Here is a 26,708-nt window from a genome sequence, read left to right as displayed (position 1 = left end):
TTACGACGGTTTATTTAACTGTTTGCGACGAATTAGTTAATCGTAATCTCTTCAGTAGGATAGCGATAATTACGTTGACGCATATTTTTAAGCAGTGCAATAAAGATTGTTAGCATACTAACGCGGCCAACGAACATAATGACCGAAACCACGATTTTACTGAAATCTGATAAGTCTGCCGTCAAGTTTAAACTTAGGCCCACCGTGCTATAAGCTGAGAAGCACTCAAATACCACTTTGATCAAATCAAGCTCTGGCTGATCATAGCTGATGAGTGTCACACCCGTACCAATGACCAGTAGCGACAGCCACATAATAGAAAACGCGCGGCGTACAGAAATCTCAGCAATCTCCCGTTTAAACACCTCTATCTTGGTCTGTCCACGAGCTAGGCTCAATGTATTCAATAACGCAATCGCAAAGGTACTGGTCTTGATACCACCACCTGTCGAGTTGGGTGACGCCCCAATCCACATCAGAAATATCGTCAGCATCACTGTTGGAAACGTCAGCTCACCCATATCAATCACATTAAAACCTGCCGTACGCGGGGTAGCCGCCGTAAAAAACCCTGTTACCAGCTTGCCAAGGAAACTGGTATGGTCAGCGAGCACATTATTGTATTCAAATATCATCACCCCAATCAGACCGACTAGCAATAATGCGCCTGTGGTAATCAAAGTAATACGGCTATTGATATTAAGTAACCAAGGCTGATGAATATAGCGTTGGTCATGGCGATTTATCAGCCGCTGAGCACGATAACGTAAATATCTAAGCACATTGACCACGATGGTGAAACCCATACCACCGAAGATAAATGTCATCGCCAGAATCAGCTGTAGCGAATAATTAAAACGTAGCGAATCATCGTACAAGCCAGCACTAAAGGTAGAGAACCCAGCATTACAAAAAGCAGAAATCGCATGAAAGACCGAAAAAAATAGCTGCTCAGACCAATCCATATTGGGTATGTCATAAATACTGATATAAATCAGCGCAGCCGCCACCGCCTCGACAGCAAATGTGACGTATAAGATAGACTTGAGTGTCGACACCACATCACCCATACCGCGCATGTAAGACATCTCGCTGATGCTGGCTTGTGTCTCATAGCTGACACCGCCCTTAAAAAAATAACTGAAATAGGTCACAAAGGTCAAAATACCCAAACCGCCAATTTGTATCAGCCCCATAATAATAACTTGGCCAAAAGTCGTAAAATAGGTGGCAGTATCCACTACGATAAGCCCCGTCACACAAACCGCACTGGTCGCAGTAAAAAGCGCATCAACAAAAGACAGTGGCTGCGTCGTCGCATTGGGCATCATCAATAGCAAGGCACCAACCAGCACCACGACTAAAAAGCTTAGAATAAAAAACTGGGCAGGATGTAGAAAGGTACGATTGAGATTGAAATTGTGATCGGAGAGTTCGCGGACGAAGGTGACAAACACCGCTATCTTTATCGCGACAAAGCCATCCACGGCAGCAGATAGGCCCGAACGTACTAAGTCCGTAAAATGTGCGGTCAATAAAATTATAATGGCAATGCTAGTCAGTGCGTCAAAGACGGCGACTTTATTAAGCGTTAATGGTTTTTTGGTATAGATGTAACGACCAGCGGTCACCATAAAACTAAGAAAGATAATGACCAAATAGAAAATATGGAATACTTGTTGGAGCCACGTCGGTAGTGTAAAACCACTATCTAACAAGGCAATCGCTACCCCGATGACACTAATGAGAATCGTAAAATTATTTAATAATCGATAACGCGTGGCTGCATTCATAGCCTGAGTCCATGACAACGATAACCACGATACTTATACTCCTTTTTTGTCGTATCCACAAAAAGTGATTTAAGTTAATCGTAACCAATTATTGAGTCATAGTAGCTATTGATAAGCTAGATACTGATAACCAGAGCGAGATAAGAAGCACCCATTAGGCAGTAACGGTTTTAATAACTCTATAGTTTAATGCTGTCGCCTATACACACTTATTAAACCTCTTCTTTTACTTTTGCTATTTTTACACCGCCCCATGTGACTAATGCCACGCCAATCGCAATTAAAGTAGCGCCTAAAAATAAACCTTCTGGAGGACTTTCCCCTTGCAAAAAAATAGCAACGGGTACGCCGACAATGGCCCCTACCGCACCTAACAAACTCAGTAACACAGGACCACCTGTCTTTTGCAATAGGAATAACAGTAAAAACTGTCCAGCAAATACGCCTGCATGTGTAGCTATCATGCTTAGCGGCAACCAATTCTCTAAAGGTACAGCAATAGAGAAGTCTGAGATCATACCGAATAAACCTAGCAGCATCGCTGCCGCAAGCAACATACCTGGAGCGAGTGCACCAGAAGACGCATTATCAGGCCAGCGTAACGTCCGATATATATTGCCAATAGCGAGTAGCACTGGACCACAAAGCGCGATTAAAATCCAAAACACACTAGAATCTGGCGCCGTGAATTGATGTACGACTAATGCTCCTGCCCCGATGAGTGCCGCGATGACCCCAAGCGCACGGACAATATAAAATTGCTCTATACGTAGTAACAGCGCACCAAGATAAGTTAGCAGTGGCGGCAATGAAAGGATTAAGGCGACGAAACCTGCGCCCACATGAGGAATAGCAGAAAATAATAGCAAGTTGGCGGCCGCAACACTGACAAGCGCCGCGACAAAGTAATACTCTAAGCTGCGCGCATTAAGAGGAGGGAGTTCTTTTTTGATGAGCGCTACTAGTAATAAAATAACAGCAGCACCAGTAATCGACCAAAACAAAAATCCTAATGGGGTCAGACCGACATCGATAGCGTACTTTGCCACATTGGTCGAGATACCAGTGAGTGCGCCGCCTGCCAGTAGACAAACAAAAGGCACCAGCCAAGTGGTCTTTTGAGTACTGGTTTGTTTGAGCGAGTCATTCATCGACTATCCTATTGGATGACGAATTTTCTTAGTCATGTTGGATGGCTTTTGTATAGCTTACAACAGCACCCTCATAGCTACTGGCATAAAATGTCAGCAGGTAAGCTTCTTACAGCGACGGTTGCTGCATCAATTGCTCCAGCGACATATCCAGGGAACTGCGCTGACCACTCACTACCACAACCTGTTAGACAGTCTTGCCACACGCCTGTCTTTGGTTTGGATGGCGGAGCTACTGCATGCTGACCGTTGCCGCTGGCATCAGCAGGCATCGCTGTTAATGGATCCTGTGCCCAGTCTTTGAGATATTCAGCTTTTGGAGTACTTGCCTGATCACCAAATAGTCGCACTAACTGGGCACGGCAATGTTCTTTTAGCACCGTATCAGAAACGCTCTGACGTACTTGAGCAGGAACGCCAAAGAAACCAAACAATGCCCCATCGTTCTCTAATGTCGAGGCATCATGTATCTCAGTAAGCGGCCCTATCGCACTGCGCGCAGCACCCGAGAGACCAGCATCTCGCCAAAATGGTGATTCATAAACAGCGACGTATTTGGCATGGGGCGCCATCCAAGTAGCTGTCTCGCGCCACTGTCCACTTAAGTCTTGCGGTAGCGCTGGCTGAAATACTATCCGACCTTCTACCAATCGAGGCGGTAACGCCAGTAGCACATGCTGCGCTCGGAACGTCGTCATATGTCCGGTCACATGTCCAGAAGTATCTTCGCTCTGTACTTCAATATATTGAGATGTCTTACTTAATTGCTTTACCGTTTGACTGGTCAAGATGCAACTAGCATCTAGGCGAGCATATAGCGTATCAGTCAACGCGGCCATACCACCGACTAGCCGCATAGAAGGTGGTGCGCTTTTATAACCTTGCATACGCACAGGTGGCTGATTGGCAGCGCGCTCAACCATCATATCGCCTTCTTTGAACTGCGCAAAACGTGATAAATCTAACGATTCAATAAGCGTACTTAACTGCGTTTGATAATCAGGCCAAAACCAAGATGGTCCCAAGTCGAACGCGGCGCTTGATTCTGCTTGATCGATATCAGTACTGTTATTAACAGTGTGTGCATCTGAATATTTAGCAACTGTAATGCGACCACCCAAGGTAACACGCGCCTCTAGGAGTCTATAAGCTATACCCTTTTGCTCTAATAAAAAGGCGGAATATAATCCACTTAACCCACCACCAACGATTACTACAGGTATGTCTTGCATAACTGATTACCCTATTTATAATCGGTTCAATATAACTTGAATACAAGGAAGCCGAGTGAAAGCACTACAAGTAGTAGGCTAGGCAAGACTGACACCGTACCCAGTTTATAGAGGATTGACTATAATCAAAACTACTCTGCCAATAGCTTCGTAAGCATCTCATCAATCTCAACCTTGAACTCTTTATCTTCTATTTTATTGGCTGTGACTTTGGCATTTTGTAGGCTTTGGATAGCGGCTTCTTTTTCACCTGTCTCAAGCTGTAGCACCGCCATAGAAAAAGCAATCGATGACATATGGTCTTTTGAGTTAATGGCAGTAGCCTTGGCCAATGCTTTGTCATAAATCACTAGTGCTGCGTCCAAATCTTCTGTGAAATCAGCAAGCGTTTCCCATTGTTCTGGGTGGTCTTTGTCAGTGCCTTCATTATCGGTACAAATGGCGTTTAGTTCAGCATATAACGAATCAAATTTTTCTTGATTGCCTCTGCGATCCGCTTCCAACAACTCTTCAGCTAAGGTGTAAATAGCTTTATATATTTTGGTATTAATCATTGTTTACAACCTTTTATTGACTATATCGTGTGTGGTTAGGATTATAACGTAATTCTAGCGGCTCAGATGATTGCTACAGAGAAGAACACGATATTTATGTGGCTGTTATTAACATTATTATGAACCTTGTTAAGGTTGTTGACTATATTAGGGTTACAACTCGCGCCAGTGTAACCACAGGCGTGTATCTAGCTCAAATTGATGATACTCAGGCTCCATATGGCAGCATAATTGATAAAACGCTTTGTTATGATCGTGCTCTTTAAAGTGCGCCAACTCATGCACGACAATCATGCGCAAAAACTCTGGCGGCGCGTCTTTAAATAGGCTAGCTACCGTGATGCTATTGTGCGATTTAAGCTTGCTGCCTTGTATACGAGACTGAGTGGTATGGATACCTAGGGCATGTTTTAAAACCTTGAGCTTACTGCTATAGCTGACATTTGATAGCTGACCAATCTTACGCATGTATTGGATTTTTATCTCATTTATATACTGATAGAGCGCTTTGTCGCTTTGGATTTGATGCTGAGTTGGGTACTTTTTTTCCAGATACTCGCCCAACCTACCATCAGTTATAAGCTGAGCAGCTTGAGTTTGAATCTGTTCTGAGTAATGTGCTATGTACTTTAATTTGGTCACAAGTGTATCCTTTGCTAATACGTTGCAGCGTATCAGTCGATCAATTTAATCTTAATGAATTTTACCTTATATTTGCGGTGCTTGTTTGCCACTTATTTGGGATATACCCTCAACTTAAACGATAGTTATTTATAAATAGTTATTCATAAAAAAACCCCATAAGCTGCGTTCAACTTATGGGGACATTTTTACTGATAGTTTCACTTAAAAAGTGTGTCTGATTAACGCTCTAAATGCAGATACTGCAAATGACGCTCGTACTGATTTAAGATATCAACCAATACTTGCTCTTTTGAGTAGCCAACCAAGTCATACTCTTGCGAGCCTTCACTTAAGAACACTTCCGCACGGTAGTAGTACTCTGCGTGCTTGGTAGATGTGCTCAATGTAAAGTTAGGACGATGCGCTTTAATTAGATTAACTTCATAAATAAAGTCATCTTCATCGCCATGACCGACACGCAGTTTTAGACCGTCTACCTGACCACTATCTTGGTCCATGCCTGCATCGATACCTTCACCGATACTAGCAAGGTTTTTGGTATCTAACGAGGTTTTGAGACCACCTGCTTTAAATTCTTTTTCGACCTCAGACATCGCTGGCATCACAACCGTATGCAAGAATTTTTCAACCTGTGCATGGCCTGGGAAGCTCACAATACGTTGCAAGCGCGCTTTCCAGCTCTTCCCGCTGTCCAATACATTTGCCGTGCCGATTGTACTGGCTTTACGCTTGTTGCCTTCTTCTTTTAGCGACTTCCACATAGACATCATGTAGAGCACAAGAATAATAGAGAATGGCAAACCTGCAATGACAGAGACAGATTGCAATGAGGCAAAACCACCTGCAAATAACAGTCCTAACGTAATAAGACCAGTCGCTGCTGCCCAAAACAGACGTAACCAAACAGGAGCATCGGTATCATTGGTCATACCTCTTGAGCTCAAGTTCGCTAATACTAACGCGCCTGAGTCAGCAGAAGTCACAAAGAAAATAAGACCAATAACCACACCAGCAAATGACAATACTTCACTGTAAGGGAAGTACTCAAACAGCGCAAACATGCCCATTGCCGCATCATTGACCGCGATTTCGCCAAGCTCTGTTGCGCCATTGGCAACCAAATCTATTGCTGAATTACCAAAGATAGAGAACCATGCGAAGATAAAACCAAGAGGAATAAACATCACGCCAAATACAAACTCGCGCAACGTACGGCCACGGCTAATACGTGCAATAAATAGACCTACAAATGGTGCCCAAGCAACCCACCATGCCCAGAAAAATATCGTCCACCAAGATTTCCACTCGGCACCAGCAGCACCGTCATAAGCATAAACGTCAAAGGTTTTATAAATGATGGTTTGGAAATATTGACCGATATTTTGAGTAAAGGTATTTAATAGATACACCGTATTGCCCATTACCAATATGGCAAGCAACAACAGTATTGACGACAACATGTTGAATTCAGATAGACGACGAACGCCTTTCTCGACACCTGTCATCGCAGAAATAGCGGCTGCAGCGACGACACCTACGATGATGAGCGCCTGAACTGTTTTGCTAGATTCGATACCGAACACATGGGTCAAGCCAGCATTGGCCTGCAATACCCCAATACCTAAACTGGTTGCAATACCCATCAACGTACAGACGACGCCGAAGGTATCAATACCATCGCCTAACCAACCTTTGATTAAACGTTCACCAAATATCGGAGTCAACGGCGAGCGTAACGCCAGCGGCATGTTTTTGCGATAAGCAAAATAAGCCAGCGCCATACCGATCAGCGCATAAATACCCCAACCGTGTAGACCCCAGTGCAAGAAAGTCTGAGCAAGTGCTTCGCGCATGGCCTCAGCACTCGCAGGCTCTAGGCCTGTATGCGGGGTCAAATAATGCATTAAAGGCTCAGAGGCACCAAAGAACAACAGGTCAATACCAATACCTGCTGAGAACAGCATGGCCGCCCACGCTAAAAACGGAAATTGTGCTTTTTCGTGGTCTTGACCAAGCTTTATATCACCGTACTTAGAAAAACCAACAAACAACGCAAAGATACTATAAGCAGCAACCACCAACATATAATACCAGCCAAACTTGTCTGATACCCAAGTCATGCTAGCGCTCAACAAGGCCTCACTATAATCTGGAAAAGCGATGGTCCAGATTATCAATAAAATAGAAATAATAGCTGAGCCCATAAACACGGTTTTGTTTAGGGTCAGAGGTTTCGTCACATCTTGTGATGGCGAACTGTACATAAAAGACCTCAATAGGTAAATTAAACAGGGTCCGATATTGCTTTGTCCGGCATCGTCTAATAGTAGACTGATGATCTATAACCGTATACGTGGAACCAACCGCATGACGGACAAAGCAGTACCAATAAATAAAAAGCTAATAAAATTATAAACAAATTCAACCTGAACGGTATTCATTATTCTAATACGTTAGCGTTGATAAAAAAGGCCTCTACTTGGAAAGGCCTTTTGGTTAAAATTTTCTCATATCGTTATTTATTCAGTATCCTGCATGCAGGTTTATATCGCAGCCTACACCGTCGAGAGATAATCACGCATCGGCTCTGAGCGCAGCGGTGCACCATTGGCCACGTAATAATCTGCCGTTGAACGTGGCAACTGTACGCCTCTCATCTTATCGACGATTTTTTCTGCTAACATAATAGTCGTGGCATTGAGATTACCACTAATAATGTTTGGCATGATAGACGCATCGACGACTCGCAAGCCATCAATACCATGTACCAGACCTTCGCCATTCACTACCGAATCGTTATCTTCGCCCATCGCGCAGGTACAAGATGGATGATAAGCCGTCTCACTATGATTACGTACGTATTCATCTAGCTGGGCGTCGGTGACCAGATCATCGGTCGGTGCAATTGCACGACCACGATAAGGGTCCAGTGCTGGCTGATGCATGATTTCACGCGTAATACGCATCGCAGCACGGAACTCTTGCCAGTCTTGATCATGTGACATGTAGTTAAACAAGATACTTGGATGTGCTTTCGGATCACGTGATTTTAGCTTGACGCGGCCACGGCTTGGTGAGCGCAGTGAGCCGACGTGTGCTTGGAAGCTATGCGATTTCACAGCACTGCGGCCATCGTAGCGTACAGCTAGTGGTAAGAAATGATACTGAATGTTTGGATGGGTAAACTTCTCATCCGTACGGATGAAGCCGCCACCTTCGAATTGGTTAGACGCACCAAGACCTGTGCCATTGAATAACCATTCTGCCCCAATCGCAGGCTTATTCCACCATTTATTGGCAGGCGCGATTGACACTGGCAGTTTACATTCATACTGCATATACAGCTCTAAATGGTCTTGTAAGTTATTACCAACACCTGGCAGATCCAATATTTCAGTCACGCCAGCGTCTTTTAACCACTGACCAGGGCCGATACCTGAACGTTGCAACAGTTGCGGTGAGGCAATCGCACCAGATGAGACAATCACTTCACGAGCGGCATGGAAGTTTTTGGTCTGGCCTTCGTGCTCGACTTTGACACCGACAGCGCGTTTGCCGTCAAATAAAATTACGTCAGTCAATGCACCTGTCAAAATCGTAATATTGCTACGTGGTTTGGCACGGTCAAGATAGCCGCGAGCCGTTGATGCACGGCGACCATTAGGCGTCACGAATCGATCCATCGGACCAAAACCTTCTTGCTGATAACCGTTTAGATCTTCGGTGCGTGGATAGCCCGCTTGTACGCCCGCTTCAATCATAGCTTGGAACAGTGGATTGACCCCTGGCTTTGAGGTAGTCATTTCAACAGGACCGCCCACGCCATGATAGTCGTTCTCGCCAGCGTCACAGTTTTCTAGCTTTTTGAAGTACGGTAAGCAATCCGAATACGTCCAGTCTGATAGGCCTTTTATCTTAGACCAATCGTCAAAATCTAGCGCATTACCACGGATGTAGCACATACCGTTAATCAATGATGAGCCACCTAGCCCTTTGCCGCGGCCACAGTCCATGACACGGTTATTCATGTATGGCTCAGGATCTGTCTTATAACCCCAATTATAAGTCGTCCCTTGTAGCGGCATGGCAAGCGCAGCTGGCATTTGGGTACGGAAGTCAAAACGATAATCTGGACGACCTGCTTCTAATAGCAGTACTTTAATACTGGCATCTTCGGTCAGACGCGTGGCCAGCACATTTCCTGCTGAACCTGCTCCGACGATAATATAGTCATACTCAGGTGTGGTTGATGTCATAACATACTCCATAATATTGAAAAAACATAAATCGTTTAGGGTCAATAAGGTGTCCTAAAAGGCTAAATTAAAGCTAATAAGAAACCTTACTGGCTTCGTTTTTCTCAATAAGATTGATTAAAAGACAGATTCAAACGCACCCAACTCTACTTGGATAGATTTGGTCTGAGTATAGTGTTCGAGCGCTTCGATACCGTTTTCGCGGCCGATACCAGAATGCTTATAGCCGCCTACTGGCATTTGTGCTGCCGACTCGCCCCACGTATTCAACCAGCAGATGCCAGCCTCGATCTGAGCGATGACTCGATGCGCGCGTTTTAGATCTGCAGTCACAACCCCAGCGGCCAAGCCATAATCGGTATCATTAGCACGGCGAATGACCTCTTCTTCGGTCTCGTACGTCAATATCGACATCACTGGGCCAAAGATTTCTTCGCGTACGATAGTCATATCATCTGTGCAATCAGTGAATACTGTCGGTGCGACAAATGCGCCGTTTACAAGCTCGTTCGTTGTAACGCGTGCGCCACCTGTTAGCAGGCGTGCACCACTAGCCTTACCTTGTTCAATATAGCCAAGCACGCGCTCCATATGCGGGAAGCTAACCAATGGACCCATATTGATGTTCTCATCCATTGGATCGCCTAGCTTAATACGCTCAACACGAGTTAAGATCGCTTGCTCGAATTTGGCTTGTAGTGCTTTAGGAACGAATACACGCGTACCATTGGTACATACCTGACCCGTACTATAGAAGTTGGCCATCATAGCGATGTCAGCAGCGGTATCGATATCTGCATCATCAAATATGATCAATGGCGATTTACCACCAAGCTCTAAGGTTACGTCTTTTAGAGATGAGCTTGCCGCGCTCGACATGACTTTTTTGCCAGTCGGTACGCCACCTGTGAACGATACTTTTGCGATATCTGGGTGTTCGGTTAGCGCTTGACCCACTTCATAGTTACCTTGTACCACGTTGAACACACCATCTGGTAATCCAGCTTCGGTCAATATCTCTGCCAGTTTCAATGCCGTCAATGGTGTCACTTCTGATGGCTTAAAAATCATCGCATTACCGGCAGCCAATGCTGGTGCTGCTTTCCACATCGCGATTTGAATCGGATAGTTCCACGCACCAATACCTGCGACTACGCCAAGTGGCTCGCGGCGAGTATAGACAAAGCTAGTATCACGCAATGGAATCTGACGACCCTCAATCATCGGTGCCAGACCTGCATAGTATTCAACGACATCAGCACCAGTGACGATATCGACATACTTCGTCTCAGAGTAGGCTTTACCTGTGTCTTTGGTCTCAAGTAGTGCCAACACATCATTGCGCGTACGCAATATCTCAACAGCCTTTGATAAAATTCGGCCACGCTCGACCGCTGTCATCGCCGCCCAAACTTTTTGACCTTTATGTGCGGCTTTTACGGCTTCATCAATCTGCTCATTGCTCGTTTGCTGAATCGTTGCCAATACTTCACCAGTGGCTGGATTGATATCTTCAAAAGTCGCTAGCGACTCATCAACCGCTAGATAGCGACCGTTGATATAAGCTGTTTGTACTTGGTCTAAATCGATAATATCTGTCAAATTATTAAAATCAGTCATAAATTCTCCTTAGGACGATTGGCAAAAGTAGCTATATAAAAGTAACTGTGTAAAAGTACTGAAGCCGAATAGTGTCGTCGTTAGTTAAGTTTCGAAATTTAGTCTTTAAGAAATTTAGTCTTTAAATAGTGAAGTAAAAATTATTTTATAAATCAGTGTTGTCTTATAAATCAAAGTCTTGTTGCGTCATTTTTATCAAGCGATCGCGTAATGACTGTTTGTCTGCGATATCGATGCCTGAAAAGTCTGAGAGCCAAATACCGTCAGCGACAAGGCGAACCATACATAACGTCTCGGTATTATCCGTTGTTGCATGTTTTTTGAGTTGCTCATTCGCCCATTTAGCCCACAATTCACGCAGCTCGCTATCGCCTAACATCAGCACATATAAGGTCGCTTGGTTATCATATTCTTCCTGCCCTTGCTCGCCGAGGCTGATAGTGGCATCTATATAAGCGCGGGTAAATGAACCGTACTTAACAGGATCATCAGCCATTGCTGCGTTTACTTCTGCCTCAAACTTAGCCATTGCATCATTGAAGACTTCTAGCACGAGTGCGTTTTTGGTAGAAAAATGATGCATCACACCACCCTTCGTCACCCCAACCGCATCAGCGACTGCCTGAAAAGTCACTTTAGATAAGCCCTGCTCCAATGTGATACGTGCTGCCTGATCTAACAACGCACGACGAATGACTTCTGGCTGTTTTTTACGCTTATAAGCATTTTCCATATCAATGCACCACAGAATTAGACAATAAGTTCATTACAACAACACCGCCGACAATCATCGCGATCCCGACCACTGCTGCTGTATCAAGATTTTGCTTGAATAGCACTACACCAGCGAGTGAGGTTAGTACAATCCCAAGCCCGCCCCACAGTGCGTACGCAATACCTAGCGGTATGGTTTTGAGCGTCTGAGCCAACAGATAAAATGAAACCGCATAGAGCGCACCCATCATCAAAGTTGGTACCAAACGGGTGAACTGTTCTGACTTTACCAAAAAAGTCGTACCCACCACTTCGCATATAATGGCAATAGTCAGATAACCGTAAGCAATCGTAGTAGGACTCATCTTTAGAACACCCGCTTTTTTTCAACGCATGCTATGAAAAAACATAGCAAAGAAACCACATGGTCGGTATTTTATAGAACTCTACTGCCAATGTGAAGGGCTGTCTTGCAACTTTATTGTGTCAAACGGTATCGCACGATCTTAATATTCGAAAATATAGAACACCAAATCTAGTTTTACTTTGCCGAATTGCTATCTATTTCGATACTTTTATCGTTTACTCTATGTGCCATATAAAGGTTTCTGAAAATATTTTTTTGTTTTCAAATCATATTTATCGCCATTTTCTATTGAGTTCTGCCTTGAGATAGCCTATCTGATAAGGGATTGGCGTTAATTTTCAATAATTGCGATAATATTTATAATTAAACGCATAATAAGGTTGACAGCCTGTAGTGACTTGGCTAAAATGTGCCCCACATAACGCAAACAAGCTAATTAACTGCTTTAATATAAAGCGTCAATAACTTGCTGTTATGACCAACTATTCTCCAATAGCTCAGTTGGTAGAGCAACGGACTGTTAATCCGTGTGTCCCTGGTTCGAGCCCAGGTTGGAGAGCCATATACTAAAAACCTTCATCATAATTTGATGGAGGTTTTTTTATTGTTGCGTCTTTTATATTTACTTCTAATAATATTAGCACGGCTGTGGTGTTCTTTTAGACATTTTTGTTGTATGGTAAGATTAGTTTTGATTGGGTTCGTTTTTGTTTGAGTGCTTCGCTCTTACTCACTAAAAGTAATGGTTTATTATGATACCTGTACGTATAAAAAATAAGTTTTCTGATCATCCGCAAAAGATCATGCGCCCGATTAGTATTCGTTTGTCTGAAGAAATGATTGGTCTATTAGAAACGACGTCATCAGACTTGGGCTTTAAGCGCATTCAAGGGCTTATTCGTCTTTATATTCGTCAGGGCTTGGACCGTGACCATCAGGATTATACGCTTGCCCATGATGAAGTATTCATCGAAACGCTACGTAAGCGCGGTGTTAGCCAACATATTATTGATGAGGCGATTGTAGTGACGCATAATAACAACATCACTCATCCGCTATCTGAGTTGCAAGACAACGATTAAACAATTAATAGTATTGTTGCTCATCAATAGTAACGCTGCTAGATAATATTAAAATAAAAAAGACCAAGTTTGCTGACGCGAGCTTGGTCTTTTTTGTGGCTGTTATAAAAGTTAAAGCATTATTGATATTTTTCTAACTCTCCTCTTGTTACGCCCTGCTTCCATCTCATCTACAGTAAATATTTTTTTAAATACTCTGCGATATTTGCAATGCTAGTTAGCCATAATTAAACACAACAGATGTTTAAACAAGGTATATTAAGAAGATAGTCGCGACTATTTATAAGGTTTCAACATAATAAAGATCTGCAAGGAGGGTTACGATGACGGGCTTACATCAGCGTTTCAACAAAACTTTGTTTTCAACCATGACGGTAGCAATGCTAGTGATTGCGACTGGCTGCTCATCACCGCAGACTGATCCAAGTAAAATAACCATACCGACAGATTCAGACCAATGGCAAAAAAAGCTAGGGCAAACTTTTGAGCAATTGTCTGAGGCCGATCAACAAGTACTCAGCCGATATATGCTGCGCATGAAATTGAGCGACGCTTATGAATCAGGAGCCATGCCGCGCACCACTATTAAGCAAGCGCTGATACAACAGCGTGAATACGAGCGGCTGCATCCAAACAACCCAACGGGTAAGAAAAGTCCTATTGTCAAAGGTCAGGTAGCTAATGCTACCGCACAGATGTACCCTGTCGCCCTACTACCTGTGAAAACCAGTGATAGCGATAGCTTAAATCAGGTCAAAATGCAGTTTATGCTATCCAATCATGGCAAAAGCGCGATAAAAAGCTTTAAGGGGACGCTGACCATGAAGGATGCCAACCTGACAAAAGGCAAAAACTTTAATGTGCCTTTGACAACGTTTGATCCACCTATCTCACCAGAACAGTCCGGCAAGATTATTATTGAAAGCAGCATTGAGGATATCAATGTCATGCGCGCTATCAAAAATGCTAGTGGCATCATTATCGAGATTAATAAAGGTACGCTTACCTTAGTAGACGATCAGACAATCGAATTTGAAAATTCGTTAGTGAAGTAGCTGTACAACCTACTATTGAGTATTTTATAGAAGGTACTAATTAATACTTTTATCAATACCATAAAAAAAGCCCCAATCATTGCTGATTGGGGCTTTTTCGAATTTGGCGGAGACGGAGAGATTCGAACTCTCGAAGGGCTATTAACCCTTGTCGGTTTTCAAGACCGGTGCATTCAACCGCTCTGCCACGTCTCCATTGGTGCATCATTATATAGATATCATTTTATAATGCAAGCCCCTAAACTAAAAAAATTCAATTAATTTTCGAATACTTGTAAATTGGTGCATTATCGCTTGCTTGAGGCCAGATGTAAGCACATATCGAGCAGCCTATTGGCATAGCCCCATTCATTATCATACCATGCAAAAACCTTATATTGACCACCCACTTGCATAAGCTGTTGCCCATCAATGATAAGCGACTCAGTCTGATGGATAAAGTCACTAGATACTAACGGCTCATCAGTATATGCCATGATGTCATGCAAATGCGCCTGACTGGCAGATTTAAGTACTTCTCGCACTGTCTCAACATCGACATCTGGCGTATCAAATACAAAGGTGACATCAATCGCAGCCACGTCGATAGTGGGCACCCGTATCGAATGTCCATTTATCTTGCCGACCATGGCTGGTAGCACTCGTTCTGTCGCAGCTATACTACTGGAGGTCGTTGGGATAATGTTATAGCCAGAAGCGCGCGCCCGTCTTGGATCTCGATGTGCTTGATCCAGCACTGTCTGATCAGCAGTAACTGCATGAATCTCTGTCATCATGGCGGACTGCACACCAAACGCTTTATCAAGCGTATCAATCAACGGTACCAATGCTTGCGTGGTGCAAGAAACACTAGAGATAATCGGTAGCTCAAGCGTGAGCGCATTGGTATTCACGCCCATCACGATACAGGCATCCACATCGTCAAATGGCGCGGCACCGATAATTACTTGCTGCGCGCCAGCATCGATATGTAGCGTTGCTTGTTCATACGAGCGAAAGTGCCCAGTACATTCTAAAACCACATCGACACCCAGCGCCTGCCAAGGTAAATTTTTAGGATCAGGCTCTGATAGCATATTGATGCAGTAAGTCAGATTGTTTTTGGTCAGACAGAGCTCAGTCTTGCTTGTATCACCTGACTCACTCTCTACAATCTCAGCATTTACGCCTAATCGACTGAGACGGCCATGTGTGCTATCAAACTTGAGTAAATGCAGCAATATATCCGCTGGCGCTAAGTCATTAATTGCCACCACATGAATCGCACGGCCCAACACTTCAAAGCGCTCTAGCAAAGCACGAAGTACATTGCGCCCTATACGACCAAAGCCATTGATAGCGACTCTCAGTGGCTGTGTGTGCTCACCAGTAGTACGGAACGTCGCCGCTATCGGGTCAGAGGTCAATTGATAAGTAGCGCTCGAAAAATCAGGCATAACATTGGACATAAAGGGTATCGCTATAAATGGGTGTAAAAACTGAGCGTTATCACGTTGAGTGCGCTTTTGATTGCTGAATACTAAGAAATAGCAAAAATAAAGCCTATAAAACTAGAGATAACAAAGTTATAGGCAATAAAATTATAAGCAGCAAAACTATGGTGTGATAAAAATCAATGCGAGGCGAATGGTATTGTAGTCAATGCTTTGCTTGAGATGATCATATATCGGACGCAATTTGATGCTACCGTCATCATTGAAATCATTTGGACTATTAGCGACTTTAATAGCGATATAGGCATTGCCAACGGCTGTCATTACCTCATCATCTGGACGCAGATGATCGCAGGCAAGGCTTGGGTCTTGCGATTTTAGGTCAGCAATATGACGCATGATGGTCGACTGTGACAACTGACGGGCTTGTGATATCTCCGCGATGGTCAAACTCTCTTCTAACAACACTCTGGTCGCAAGTAGAGTACTGTCTGATTTGTCAGAGACCTGATTGCCAAGTTTCTGTTTTTTATCGATTTTCGATTGCTGTTGTTCGCGGCGTTTCTTTTGTAGCGTGGCATAAGCATCGATTACCGACTTGCTCAATGTCCCACCTGACTTCAACACGAATTTTTCATGTGCCTGCTGCATGCTTTCTTCATCTAGCATCGCATAGTTGGCATCGGCTTCTTCAGACAGTACCAAAAACCGCTTATCCGCGCCGCGAGCCAATGGATCGAGTTGCAAGCTCATGTCGTTCATACCCAGCAGCTGTAGGCCAGATAGCGACTTGAGGCGTGATAATGCCACATAGCCTTGTCCCAACTCAAAGGTACGCGACAAATCGATTTCAGCAGCATCGAGGGTCATGCCCTGCGATTTATGAATGGTAATCGCCCATGCCAGACAGAGCGGCACTTGTAAGTAACTTGCTAGCACGTCACCCGTCTCATCTTCGATAATCCATTCTTCAGGCTCAGCGATGACTTCTCGTCCTGAATTAAGCCGCACGACAGGCATTTTTTGGGTCGTTGGTTTCTTCGACTTTGGTTTTTCTTTGTCTTTTTTAGCAGCGGACTTCTTACCTTTTGTCGTTTTTTCGTCAGCAGCATCCTCATCAACGTCATCGCTGCTATCGTCTTCGATTAACGCGTCATTACTGTCTTTATCATCTATTTTGACAGCAGCAAATCCAATCAACTCGCCCATCGTCCCATTAGAGACACCAAGCTCAGCATTGTTTTTGATAAACATCACTTTGGCGCCGACTTTGAGAATCAGCTCGTCTTGGGTACGTACGGTCTTTTTTAGCGTTTCTACCAGCTTACTATCGCCTGTCGCCGTCGCCTCAAAACGCATCATCTCTCCATCTAGAGACGCCAGTTCTTTGTCATTGATTTTATTGACGTTGAGGTTATGGGTATACAGACGCGTACGCTTGATATCGACACTTTGGTCATAAGTCGCCTCTAAAGCGGCAATCGCCTCAAAGGTTACTTCCTGACGACGAATTTGGTTAAGAATATCGTCTAAATCGAGTCCGCCATTGGCTGCATCACTGACTTGACGATGCTGCTCAGACAAGTAGCAAATATGGAACTTGGCATCGAGCCATGCTTCGGACATAAACGCGAATTTTTCACGATTCGTCTCGCCTTTACTACCAATCGGCGGTAACTGAAAAAAGTCTCCTGCGACTACCACCTGAATACCACCAAACGCTTTGTCATTTTTGCGAATATGCTTGAGCACTTGGCTGACCAGGTTAAGCTGCTTGGCATGTAGCATCGAGATCTCGTCAATGACCAAGACCGCAGTATCTTTCAATCTGTCTGCTAAGAACTGCTTGCGTGACAAGGTAGACAAATCTCGATCAGTGAGCTCATCTTTGATACCGATGCCTGACCAACTATGAATCGTCGTGCCGTTCATGTGCGTGGCAGCAATACCCGTACTGGCTGTCACCGCAACAGGGACGCGGCGGGCGCGTAGATAATCGATGTATTGATTGAGAGTATAAGTCTTACCTGAACCTGCTGAGCCGGTCAAAAAGACGTTTTGACCTGTTTTTAGGATATCAAGAGCAGAAGATTGACGCATAGATCCAAACCAACCAATATTATGAAGAAGAAATAGTACAAAAAGAAAGCCGCCATGATTAATTCAGTAACCATAGCAAGCCAAAGTAGATGCTCACAATTATAACAGCTGCATACCGTTTGCGAACCATTTTAACCGACTCATATCACATAACTTAAAGTTATACGATACAAAATATATCATTATAAAAAGTCATTATCGTTCTGCTAAAAAGCTCAGTACGATAGGATGATAACTTGGTTAGGAAGACCAAGAATGTATTTTTAAATGGTCATACGTAAGTAACCATATTTTAAATAACCATAATACACAACAAGGAGTGGTTAATGTTATACGCTTATCCCAATACTGAAAACAGTCCCGTCCAATTCCGCGAAAAATACGATAACTTTATTAATGGTGAGTGGACCCCTCCTGTCGATGGCGAGTACTTTGACAACCCAAGTCCTATCGATGGTAAAACCATTTGCCAAGTCGCCCGTTCAAAAGAAGCAGATATCGAAAAAGCCCTAGATGCCGCGCATGCTGCCAAAGACGCTTGGGGCAAAACCAGCGTCGCTGAACGTGCTAATTTATTATTAAAAATTGCAGATAGCATGGAAGCCAATCTAGAAGCGATCGCTATTGCTGAATGCTACGAAAACGGTAAGCCTGTGCGCGAAACCTTAATGGCAGATATTCCACTAGCCATCGATCAATTCCGTTATTTCGCCAGTGCCATCCGCGCACAAGAAGGCGGTATCAGTCAAATTGATGAAGACACCGTTGCTTATCACTTCCATGAGCCGCTAGGCGTTGTCGGACAGATTATCCCATGGAACTTCCCTATTCTAATGGCAGTATGGAAAATCGCCCCGGCTCTAGCCGCTGGTAACTGTATCGTCATGAAGCCTGCTGAGCAAACGCCTGCTTCGATACTATATATGTTAGAAGCGATCGGTATCGCTGATATCTTACCTAAAGGCGTGTTAAACATCGTCAATGGCTTTGGTGTCGAAGCTGGTAAACCACTTGCCTCAAACCCACGTATTAACAAAGTTGCCTTCACTGGTGAGACCACAACGGGTCGCCTCATCATGCAGTACGCTAGCGAAAACATTATTCCAGTGACGCTAGAGCTTGGCGGCAAAAGCCCAAATATCTTCTTTGCTGATGTCATGGACGAAGACGATGACTTCTTGGACAAAGCGGTCGAAGGCCTAGTCATGTTTGCCTTAAACCAAGGTGAGGTCTGTACTTGTCCATCACGTGCGCTCGTACACGAAAGCATCTATGACGAATTTATCAAACGCTGTATCGCTCGTGTCGAAGCCATCAAAATGGGCAACCCACTAGATACTGAGACTATGATTGGCGCGCAAGCCAGCTCAGACCAGTTAGAGAAAATTTTATCTTATCTTGATATCGGTAAAAAAGAAGGCGCAAAAGTCCTAGTCGGTGGCGATCAAGCCAAACACGATGGCGACTTAGCAGACGGCTATTATGTTAAGCCAACTATCTTTGAAGGTACTAATGACATGCGCGTGTTCCAAGAAGAAATCTTTGGACCTGTGCTCGCTGTTACTACCTTTAAAGACGACGAAGAAGCCATGCAAATTGCCAACGATACACTATATGGTCTAGGCGCTGGTGTTTGGACACGTAGTGTACATAAGGCCTATCGTTTTGGACGTGGTATCCAAGCGGGCCGCGTATGGACCAACTGCTATCACCTATATCCATCACATGCGGCATTCGGTGGCTATAAGCAATCAGGTATCGGCCGCGAAAACCATCTGATGATGCTCGATCATTATCAGCAAACCAAAAACATGCTGGTTTCGTACAGCCCTAAAAAAATGGGTTTCTTTTAAGATTTGATTTAACGCGACGATTTATAGATAACGTCATAGCACAGAGGTATTGTGCTATGCATATAAAATTAATCCATAAGAGAGCGCCATATGAGTCAAAAAATGAAAGCGGCTGTGCTACATGAGTTTGGGCAACCCTTAGAAATTGAAGAAGTAGATATACCAACGCCAGGCGCTGGTCAAATCGTCGTTAAGATGCAGGCATCAGGTGTCTGTCACACTGACTTACATGCGGTTGAGGGAGACTGGGCTGTCAAACCCAGTCCACCTTTTATTCCGGGACATGAGGGCGTCGGGCTTATAACTGCCGTTGGTGACAATGTACATCACGTTAAAGAAGGTGACCGCGTTGGTGTGCCTTGGCTCTACTCTGCTTGTGGACACTGTACGCACTGCTTGGGTGGCTGGGAAACCTTGTGTGAAAAGCAAGAAAATTCTGGTTACTCCGTAAATGGTAGTTTTGCAGAATATGTACTAGCAGATGCAAACTATGTTGGCATTATCCCTGAGAGTGTCGACTCTATTGAGATTGCCCCTGTTTTATGTGCGGGCGTCACGGTATACAAAGGTCTTAAAATGACCGACACCAAGCCAGGCGACTGGGTTGTCATTTCAGGTATAGGCGGCCTTGGTCACATGGCTGTACAGTATGCCATTGCCATGGGACTCAATGTTGCTGCTGTTGATATTGACGACGAGAAGCTCGAATTTGCCAAAAAACTGGGCGCAAAAGTCACTATCAATGCAAAAAACACTGATCCGGGTGAATTCCTACAACAAGAGATCGGTGGTGCTCATGGTGTACTAGTGACAGCCGTATCCACCAAAGCATTTGATCAAGCATTAAGTATGTTACGACGCGGTGGTACTTTAGTCTGTAATGGTCTACCAACTGGTGATTTCCCTGTATCAATCTTTGATACCGTTTTGAATGGTATCACCATTCGTGGTTCAATCGTTGGTACCCGTCTGGATTTACAAGAGTCGCTAGAGATGGCAGCAGCAGGTAAAGTAAAAGCGACTGTTGCCGCTGAGCCACTTGAGAACATCAATGATATTTTTCAGCGTATGCGTGACGGTAAAATCGAGGGACGGATTGTGATTGACTATAGTATGTAGACATGTCTTTTGACATTTTAATACTGCTTTAATGATTCGCAGGTATAATCGTGAACGACAGGTCGTATCGATTTCAATCACATGCTATAAATGATGTGAAAGAAAAAGATGCGACTTTTGCATTCTTACTCAATAAAACTATGGATTACATTAAGATTCTCTAAAGATAAGGAAATCATTATGCAAATTACGGCAACAGAGTCTTGTAAAGCGTTAATTGAGCTATTGAAATCCAAGCACGGTGAGCTGATGTTTCATCAATCAGGTGGCTGCTGCGATGGTAGCTCGCCCATGTGCTATCCATTAGGAGAGTTCAAAGTGGGTGGTCAGGATGTTTTGGTTGGTGAGCTTGCTGGCTGTCCATTTTATATGGGTAAGGCACAGTACAATCTATGGCAGCATACCGATCTCACCATTGATGTCGTCAATGGTCGCGGTGCGAGCTTTTCGTTAGAAATCCCTGAAGGCAAACGCTTTATCGTACGCTCAGAAATCTGTGCGATATAAGGTCGTTCGATGCAAAATTAAGTAGCATTAATTTTAAATAATGTACCGAATATAACAGTCTTAGCTTGTCCTACGATATTGGCGCAAACAGATACCGCAGAGTCATTTTTATTTTATTATTTCAGCAGAATAATAGTTACTGTAAAGCGTACCCTATTTTAATTAGCATGGATGCTATAAGGAATATAAAATGGAATTTGACACAACATTTGACTATGTCATCGTCGGTGGTGGATCAGCAGGTTGCGTGCTCGCCAGCCGTCTCACTGAAAACCCAAATATCAGTGTCTGTTTATTAGAGTACGGCGGTGATGGCAAAGATCTAGCAGTACGTGTGCCTGCTGGACTGATTCTGATGGTTCCTGGCAAACCACTTAAATTGAATAACTGGTGCTTTCACACCACTCCGCAAGAGCACCTTAATAACCGTAAAGGTTTTCAGCCGCGTGGACAATGTTTGGGCGGATCATCAGCTATCAATGCTATGATCTATACACGCGGTAGTAAGCTAGATTATGAGCGCTGGGTAGAGCAAGGCTGTACTGGCTGGGGGTTTGACGATGTATTACCCTACTTTATCAAAGCTGAAAACAACGTTCGTGGTAGCGATGACCTACATGGTGATAGCGGGCCGCTGCATGTTAGCGACCTACTCAGTCCGCGAGACATCTCCAAAGCATTTGTAGAAGCTGCGATTGCCAATGGCCTAGATCACAACCCTGACTTTAATAGCGAAAAGCAAGACGGTACAGGGTTGTATCAAGTCACTCATTTCCATGGTGAAAAACAAGGCCAGCGTTGCTCTGCCGCAGCTGCCTATCTACATCCTGTACAAAACCGTGCCAACCTGACTGTTATCACTCATGCACAGGCTAACCGCGTCATTATTGAAAACAATCAAGCGACAGGCGTCGTCTACGAAAAAGACGGTGTCGAACATACTGTCACGGCGCGTCATGAAGTCTTACTATCAGGTGGCGCGTTTGGTTCACCTAAAGTTCTGATGCTCTCAGGTATCGGCCCTGCAGAGCATTTGCAGTCTCATGGTATCGATGTGGTAGTAGATGCACCTGAAGTCGGTGGCAATTTGCAGGATCACTTAGATGTCGTCTTTGATTACGAGGTCAATACTACTGATGTCATCGGTATTGGCATGGCATCGATTTCGACATTAACCAAAAGTATTCGGCAGTGGAGAAAAGACGGTACAGGGCTGCTGTCTACCAACTATGCAGAGGCAGGTGCGTTCTTTAGCGTCGGTGATGACCCAAAAGAGTGGCCAAATACACAGCTGCACTTTGTCATCTCACGCGTGATCGAGCACGGTCGCGATCTCAGACGCGGATTTGCTGTCTCTTGTCACAGTTGCTACTTACGACCTGAAAGTCGAGGTACTGTTAGATTGGACTCAGCCGAACCTTCTGATGCTGTCTTGATCGATCCAAACTATCTGTCGCATCCAAAAGACATAGAGTATATGGTTGCCGGTGCCGAGCGTACTCGCGCCATCATGCAAGAGTCCGCACTCGCTAAGTATATCACTGAAGATTACCCTGCCCCTTACCTTGAAAAAGACGGCATGCTCGGCTATATCCGCAATAAGTCAGATACCATCTATCACCCAGTAGGCACTTGCCGCATGGGCTCAGATGACAGCTCTGTGGTTGATTTGGAATTAAAGGTACGAGGTGTGAGCGGACTACGAGTCATCGATGCATCAGTGATGCCAACGCTTATTAGCGCCAATACCAATGCGCCAACTATTATGATTGCCGAAAAAATAGCCGATCTCATTAAAGCGAATCATAGCCCTGTTTAATGCTGCATTGGACAAACGGATTATAGCTGAGTACCTTAAAGAGACATAACTTTATTATTTCTAATTGTTTACACCTAGTAAAATTGTAACTAATTAGCGATCTAAAAATATGTCTCTTTGCTATTTAGAGCGAATAAACATAAAGCCATAGAATTTAGTATTTAATATCTTATTGATGCTAAATACGGCAAAATCGTGCAATTTTTATCAAAATTAGTCTATTTATCGCTTGCATTATCACAGATTAAGAGAGTATATTCGAACGACTTATTTATATTTTTAGTTTCTATCTATATAATTTAAAGTTATAACAACCTTTAATATGTTTTATTTTGTATATAACAAACATTGTATAAATAGATACTTTAGAGGTCACTAAACGCTTTCTCATCGTATTCATGCTCGAGTACGAACATATGGATACATGAGTACCTACCTACCATTACATAGGATGTAATAATGCAAAAATCACTCTTCAAACTTACGATGTTGGCGACGTTTGTCTTAAGTATCAGCGCCTGTAGTGGAGACAACAAAACTACGGATGACTCTGCTGCTAGCTCAGATGCCAAAGCCGCCAAAACATTGCTCTATTGCTCAGAAGGTAGCCCTGCTGGATTCGATCCAGCGCAATATACTTCAGGTACGGATTTTGATGCGAGTGCCTTTCCTATTTATAATGGCTTGGTAGAATTCAAAAGAGCGGAGACTGAGATTCAACCAGGACTTGCTGAAAGCTGGGATATTAGCGAAGACGGCAAGACTTATACCTTTAATCTACGCAAAGGAGTTAAATTCGGTACAACTGATTACTTTACTCCGACTCGCGATTTCAACGCGGATGACATTGTCTTTACGCTAGAACGTATCACTGACCCAGACTTTGAATTTAATAAAGCTTATCCTGCTGAATTCCCATATTCAGTCGGTATGGGACTACCTGATATCATCTCTGATATCGAAAAGGTTGACGACTATACGGTAAAAATCACCCTTAGCGAAACCAATGCGCCTTTCCTACAGAACCTAGCAATGCCTTTTGCTTATATTGGTTCTGCTGAGTACGCAGATCAATTGCTAGCCTCTGGCAATGCTGCTGATATAAATACTAAGCCCGTCGGTACTGGACCGTTCGTTTTTACTTCTTATCAAAAAGACGCGCAAATTCGTTATACCAAAAACCCAGACTATTGGAATAAAGACGACATTTATATCGACAACCTCGTGTTTGTCATCACTAAAGACTCAGCAGTCCGTGCCCAAAAAGTGCAGGCTGGCGAATGTCATGTGTCCGCTTATCCCAAACCTGCCGAAATCGAATCTGTCAAAAAATCAGGTAAAGCCACTGTTCTCGATCAGCCTGGCTTCAACGTTGGCTATGTCGGTTACAACGTAGAAAAACCTCAATTAAGCGATCTTAAAGTGCGTCAAGCATTAGATATGGCGATCAACAAAGACGCTATTATTAATGCGGTTTATCAAAGCGAAGGCCTCAAGGCAACCAACCCAATGCCGCCAACGCAGTGGGGCTATGACGAGTCACTTAAAGACGCGCCTTACGATGTTGAAAAAGCAAAAGCACTAATCAAAGAAGCTGGCGCGGATAACCTTTCTATCAATCTATGGTATATGCCAGTTCAGCGTCCGTACAACCCAAATGCCAAGCTAATGGCTGAAATGCTACAAGCAGATTGGGCGAAGATTGGCGTCGATACCAAGCTTGTGACTTATGAATGGGGCGAGTACCTGAAACGCGCTGCTAAAGGTGAACCTGATGTCATTCTAGCAGGCTGGACTGGCGACAATGGTGATCCAGACAACTGGCTTGGTTCGTTATTGTCTTGTGACGCGGTCGGTGGTAACAACTACTCGCGCTGGTGTAACAAAGACTTCGATAATTTGGTGACCAATGCCCGTCAGATTAACAATCAAGATGAGCGTGTCAGTGAATATGAGCAAGCTCAGCAGATATTCAAAGAGCAGCTTCCTTGGACAACAATGGCACACTCGGTAGTGACCGTATTCACCGCACCAAACGTGGTCGATTATAAAATCAGCCCACTTGGCTCAATACGCTTCGATGGTGTAAAAGTTGAATAACCTTGACTGATTAATTCCGTTACGACATAAGCAATTTATTCATTTTATTCATTCATATAAGTGCGGCTGGGTCAGATACTCTGCTCCAGCCGCACTTATATGAATGATATGGACAATATGAACTAAGCGCTTTGTCACGGATCTCTTCATCATCGCTAATACTCTAATCATTGAACCACAACTATTGAGCAGCCCATGCTACTTTATATTCTGCGTCGTATTGCCATTTTAATACCCGTCTATCTTGGCCTAACGTTATCGACTTTTACTCTGATTCGTCTCGTACCTGGAGATGCCGTCGAGATTATGATGGGCGAGCGTATGGTCGATCCAGAGCTACATGCTCGTGCCTTAGAAAGGCTAGGATTAGACAAACCACTCGTTGCCCAGTATTGGGACTATTTGACTGGTATCTTAACGGGTGATTTCGGTCAGTCCTTTCGTACTCGTACGCCCGTACTACAAGACTTTTTTGCCCATTTTGTTCCTACTTTAGAGTTAGCATTATGCGCTATTGTTATCGCTAGTGTCATTGGTGTCAGCTTAGGCATCTTTGCTGCCTTACGCCGTGGTACATGGATTGATTACACCCTCATGTCAGGCGCATTGGCAGGCTACTCTATGCCTATCTATTTATTGGGCCCCATCCTGACTGGTATCTTCGCTCATTATTTAGGTCTACTGCCCGTCGCTGGGGTGATATCTGTCGCACAGTTTTTAGATGTGCAGCCACTGTATGGCTCATGGTTACTCGGCTCACTAAGCTCAGGAGAACCTGGTGCGTTTTGGAACGTGGTCAAACACTTTATATTGCCCTCTATTGCTCTATCGACCATTCCGTTAGCGATGATTGCACGGATGACACGCTCTGCGATGCTAGAGGTATTAGACGAGGATTACGTGCGTACAGCACGAGCCAAAGGCTTATCTCCACGCCGAGTAATACTGGTCCACGTGATGCGTAATGCCTTGATTACTGTGGTTACCGTCGTTGGCCTACAGATGGCGACATTGCTCGCAGGTGCCATTATTACTGAGACTATCTTTAGTTGGCCAGGCGTTGGTAATTGGCTACTCGATGGGTTTTTCACTCGCGACTACCCTATTGTACAAAACGGTATCCTGTTGGTCGCCACTGCTCTGATTTTGGTTAGTTTATTTATTGATATTTTGTATGGTCTGATCAATCCACGTATACGCCATACTTCTTAATTTAACATTGATAAATACTCACATTATAAATAGTGATGATTAGCGCTCAAGTGAAGTTTTAGCAATGCTTAGTACTTTTTTATGAATAAGATTCTA

The 26,708-nt window shown here is 44.0% G+C and carries 20 protein-coding genes and 2 tRNA genes; 9 read left to right on the top strand and 13 right to left on the bottom strand.

Annotated elements, in window-relative coordinates:
- Positions 1-32 precede the first annotated feature (32 nt).
- The 10 genes from Q0788_RS08245 to Q0788_RS08200 all read right to left on the bottom strand — a co-directional run bounded on the left by Q0788_RS08245 (position 33) and on the right by Q0788_RS08200 (position 12,330).
- Complete coding sequence (locus Q0788_RS08245; RefSeq protein ID WP_298809476.1) at positions 33-1,793, bottom strand: TrkH family potassium uptake protein; 1,761 nt, start codon at positions 1,791-1,793, stop codon at positions 33-35.
- Positions 1,794-2,005: 212 nt separating this feature from the next.
- Positions 2,006-2,944, bottom strand: coding sequence for a DMT family transporter (locus Q0788_RS08240; protein ID WP_298809474.1), 939 nt, complete (start codon positions 2,942-2,944; stop codon positions 2,006-2,008).
- Positions 2,945-3,021: 77 nt separating this feature from the next.
- Positions 3,022-4,176, bottom strand: coding sequence for an FAD-dependent oxidoreductase (locus tag Q0788_RS08235; protein ID WP_298809472.1), 1,155 nt, complete (start codon positions 4,174-4,176; stop codon positions 3,022-3,024).
- 131 nt (positions 4,177-4,307) lie between these two features.
- Complete coding sequence (locus Q0788_RS08230) at positions 4,308-4,730, bottom strand: hypothetical protein (protein WP_057761099.1); 423 nt, start codon at positions 4,728-4,730, stop codon at positions 4,308-4,310.
- Between the two features lie 153 nt (positions 4,731-4,883).
- Positions 4,884-5,372, bottom strand: a complete 489-nt coding sequence (locus tag Q0788_RS08225) for a M48 family metallopeptidase (protein WP_298809470.1) — start codon at positions 5,370-5,372, stop codon at positions 4,884-4,886.
- Between the two features lie 221 nt (positions 5,373-5,593).
- Positions 5,594-7,639 carry a choline BCCT transporter BetT gene (gene betT / locus Q0788_RS08220; protein WP_191114027.1) on the bottom strand — a complete coding sequence of 682 codons (2,046 nt, stop codon included), beginning with the start codon at positions 7,637-7,639 and terminating at the stop codon, positions 5,594-5,596.
- 291 nt (positions 7,640-7,930) lie between these two features.
- Positions 7,931-9,631, bottom strand: a complete 1,701-nt coding sequence (betA, locus tag Q0788_RS08215; RefSeq protein WP_102092282.1) for a choline dehydrogenase — start codon at positions 9,629-9,631, stop codon at positions 7,931-7,933.
- Positions 9,632-9,748: 117 nt separating this feature from the next.
- Positions 9,749-11,251, bottom strand: a complete 1,503-nt coding sequence (gene betB, locus Q0788_RS08210) for a betaine-aldehyde dehydrogenase (RefSeq protein WP_298809459.1) — start codon at positions 11,249-11,251, stop codon at positions 9,749-9,751.
- A gap of 163 nt (positions 11,252-11,414) precedes the next feature.
- Positions 11,415-11,984, bottom strand: coding sequence for a TetR/AcrR family transcriptional regulator (locus tag Q0788_RS08205; RefSeq protein ID WP_298809457.1), 570 nt, complete (start codon positions 11,982-11,984; stop codon positions 11,415-11,417).
- A gap of 1 nt (position 11,985) precedes the next feature.
- Positions 11,986-12,330, bottom strand: coding sequence for a multidrug efflux SMR transporter (locus Q0788_RS08200; RefSeq protein WP_057761111.1), 345 nt, complete (start codon positions 12,328-12,330; stop codon positions 11,986-11,988).
- Positions 12,331-12,818: 488 nt separating this feature from the next.
- Between Q0788_RS08200 and Q0788_RS08195 the strand changes: the two genes are divergently transcribed.
- The 3 genes from Q0788_RS08195 to Q0788_RS08185 all read left to right on the top strand — a co-directional run bounded on the left by Q0788_RS08195 (position 12,819) and on the right by Q0788_RS08185 (position 14,469).
- Positions 12,819-12,894, top strand: a tRNA-Asn gene (locus Q0788_RS08195).
- 190 nt (positions 12,895-13,084) lie between these two features.
- Complete coding sequence (locus Q0788_RS08190; RefSeq protein ID WP_057761113.1) at positions 13,085-13,414, top strand: hypothetical protein; 330 nt, start codon at positions 13,085-13,087, stop codon at positions 13,412-13,414.
- A gap of 323 nt (positions 13,415-13,737) precedes the next feature.
- Entirely contained in the window at positions 13,738-14,469 is a 732-nt protein-coding gene (locus Q0788_RS08185; RefSeq protein WP_298809455.1) for a hypothetical protein, read from the top strand.
- 104 nt (positions 14,470-14,573) lie between these two features.
- Here the strand turns inward: Q0788_RS08185 and Q0788_RS08180 are convergent.
- The 3 genes from Q0788_RS08180 to Q0788_RS08170 all read right to left on the bottom strand — a co-directional run bounded on the left by Q0788_RS08180 (position 14,574) and on the right by Q0788_RS08170 (position 18,002).
- A tRNA-Ser gene (locus Q0788_RS08180) sits at positions 14,574-14,664 on the bottom strand.
- Between the two features lie 92 nt (positions 14,665-14,756).
- Positions 14,757-15,905, bottom strand: a complete 1,149-nt coding sequence (locus Q0788_RS08175; protein ID WP_298809602.1) for a type I glyceraldehyde-3-phosphate dehydrogenase — start codon at positions 15,903-15,905, stop codon at positions 14,757-14,759.
- 159 nt (positions 15,906-16,064) lie between these two features.
- Positions 16,065-18,002 carry an AAA family ATPase gene (locus Q0788_RS08170; RefSeq protein ID WP_298809453.1) on the bottom strand — a complete coding sequence of 646 codons (1,938 nt, stop codon included), beginning with the start codon at positions 18,000-18,002 and terminating at the stop codon, positions 16,065-16,067.
- Positions 18,003-18,328: 326 nt separating this feature from the next.
- Here Q0788_RS08170 and Q0788_RS08165 point away from each other — a divergent pair, with 326 nt between their 5' ends.
- The 6 genes from Q0788_RS08165 (at position 18,329) to Q0788_RS08140 (ending at position 26,612) form a co-directional block, all read left to right on the top strand.
- Positions 18,329-19,855 carry an aldehyde dehydrogenase family protein gene (locus tag Q0788_RS08165; protein ID WP_114700459.1) on the top strand — a complete coding sequence of 509 codons (1,527 nt, stop codon included), beginning with the start codon at positions 18,329-18,331 and terminating at the stop codon, positions 19,853-19,855.
- Positions 19,856-19,945: 90 nt separating this feature from the next.
- Positions 19,946-20,974: an alcohol dehydrogenase AdhP gene (adhP, locus tag Q0788_RS08160; protein WP_298809450.1), complete on the top strand. Its 1,029-nt coding sequence runs from the start codon at positions 19,946-19,948 to the stop codon at positions 20,972-20,974.
- A 180-nt stretch (positions 20,975-21,154) separates the two neighbouring features.
- Entirely contained in the window at positions 21,155-21,481 is a 327-nt protein-coding gene (locus Q0788_RS08155) for a DUF779 domain-containing protein (RefSeq protein WP_298809448.1), read from the top strand.
- 190 nt (positions 21,482-21,671) lie between these two features.
- Positions 21,672-23,300 (top strand): GMC family oxidoreductase, encoded by a 1,629-nt coding sequence (locus Q0788_RS08150; protein WP_298809446.1) that lies wholly within the window; start codon positions 21,672-21,674, stop codon positions 23,298-23,300.
- A gap of 459 nt (positions 23,301-23,759) precedes the next feature.
- Positions 23,760-25,400, top strand: coding sequence for an ABC transporter substrate-binding protein (locus Q0788_RS08145; RefSeq protein ID WP_298809443.1), 1,641 nt, complete (start codon positions 23,760-23,762; stop codon positions 25,398-25,400).
- A 195-nt stretch (positions 25,401-25,595) separates the two neighbouring features.
- Positions 25,596-26,612: an ABC transporter permease gene (locus Q0788_RS08140; RefSeq protein ID WP_057761126.1), complete on the top strand. Its 1,017-nt coding sequence runs from the start codon at positions 25,596-25,598 to the stop codon at positions 26,610-26,612.
- The last annotated feature ends 96 nt before the right edge of the window (positions 26,613-26,708 follow it).

It is taken from the genome of uncultured Psychrobacter sp. (assembly GCF_947500265.1).
Classification (GTDB): domain Bacteria; phylum Pseudomonadota; class Gammaproteobacteria; order Pseudomonadales; family Moraxellaceae; genus Psychrobacter.
The sequence above is the reverse complement of the archived record's forward strand: the minus strand, read 5'-3'. Positions and strand labels throughout refer to the sequence as shown.

Coding starts and splice junctions, on each gene's coding strand:
- Q0788_RS08185 (WP_298809455.1), top strand. CDS start 13,738: ATGACGGGCTTACATCAGCGTTTCAACAAAACTTTGTTTTCAACCATG.
- betT (WP_191114027.1), bottom strand. CDS start 7,639: ATGTACAGTTCGCCATCACAAGATGTGACGAAACCTCTGACCCTAAAC.
- betB (WP_298809459.1), bottom strand. CDS start 11,251: ATGACTGATTTTAATAATTTGACAGATATTATCGATTTAGACCAAGTA.
- Q0788_RS08165 (WP_114700459.1), top strand. CDS start 18,329: ATGTTATACGCTTATCCCAATACTGAAAACAGTCCCGTCCAATTCCGC.
- Q0788_RS08240 (WP_298809474.1), bottom strand. CDS start 2,944: ATGAATGACTCGCTCAAACAAACCAGTACTCAAAAGACCACTTGGCTG.
- Q0788_RS08175 (WP_298809602.1), bottom strand. CDS start 15,905: ATGCCTGATTTTTCGAGCGCTACTTATCAATTGACCTCTGACCCGATA.
- Q0788_RS08155 (WP_298809448.1), top strand. CDS start 21,155: ATGCAAATTACGGCAACAGAGTCTTGTAAAGCGTTAATTGAGCTATTG.
- Q0788_RS08190 (WP_057761113.1), top strand. CDS start 13,085: ATGATACCTGTACGTATAAAAAATAAGTTTTCTGATCATCCGCAAAAG.
- Q0788_RS08145 (WP_298809443.1), top strand. CDS start 23,760: ATGCAAAAATCACTCTTCAAACTTACGATGTTGGCGACGTTTGTCTTA.
- Q0788_RS08150 (WP_298809446.1), top strand. CDS start 21,672: ATGGAATTTGACACAACATTTGACTATGTCATCGTCGGTGGTGGATCA.
- Q0788_RS08170 (WP_298809453.1), bottom strand. CDS start 18,002: ATGCGTCAATCTTCTGCTCTTGATATCCTAAAAACAGGTCAAAACGTC.
- Q0788_RS08230 (WP_057761099.1), bottom strand. CDS start 4,730: ATGATTAATACCAAAATATATAAAGCTATTTACACCTTAGCTGAAGAG.
- Q0788_RS08200 (WP_057761111.1), bottom strand. CDS start 12,330: ATGAGTCCTACTACGATTGCTTACGGTTATCTGACTATTGCCATTATA.
- Q0788_RS08205 (WP_298809457.1), bottom strand. CDS start 11,984: ATGGAAAATGCTTATAAGCGTAAAAAACAGCCAGAAGTCATTCGTCGT.
- Q0788_RS08235 (WP_298809472.1), bottom strand. CDS start 4,176: ATGCAAGACATACCTGTAGTAATCGTTGGTGGTGGGTTAAGTGGATTA.
- Q0788_RS08140 (WP_057761126.1), top strand. CDS start 25,596: ATGCTACTTTATATTCTGCGTCGTATTGCCATTTTAATACCCGTCTAT.
- adhP (WP_298809450.1), top strand. CDS start 19,946: ATGAGTCAAAAAATGAAAGCGGCTGTGCTACATGAGTTTGGGCAACCC.
- betA (WP_102092282.1), bottom strand. CDS start 9,631: ATGACATCAACCACACCTGAGTATGACTATATTATCGTCGGAGCAGGT.
- Q0788_RS08245 (WP_298809476.1), bottom strand. CDS start 1,793: ATGAATGCAGCCACGCGTTATCGATTATTAAATAATTTTACGATTCTC.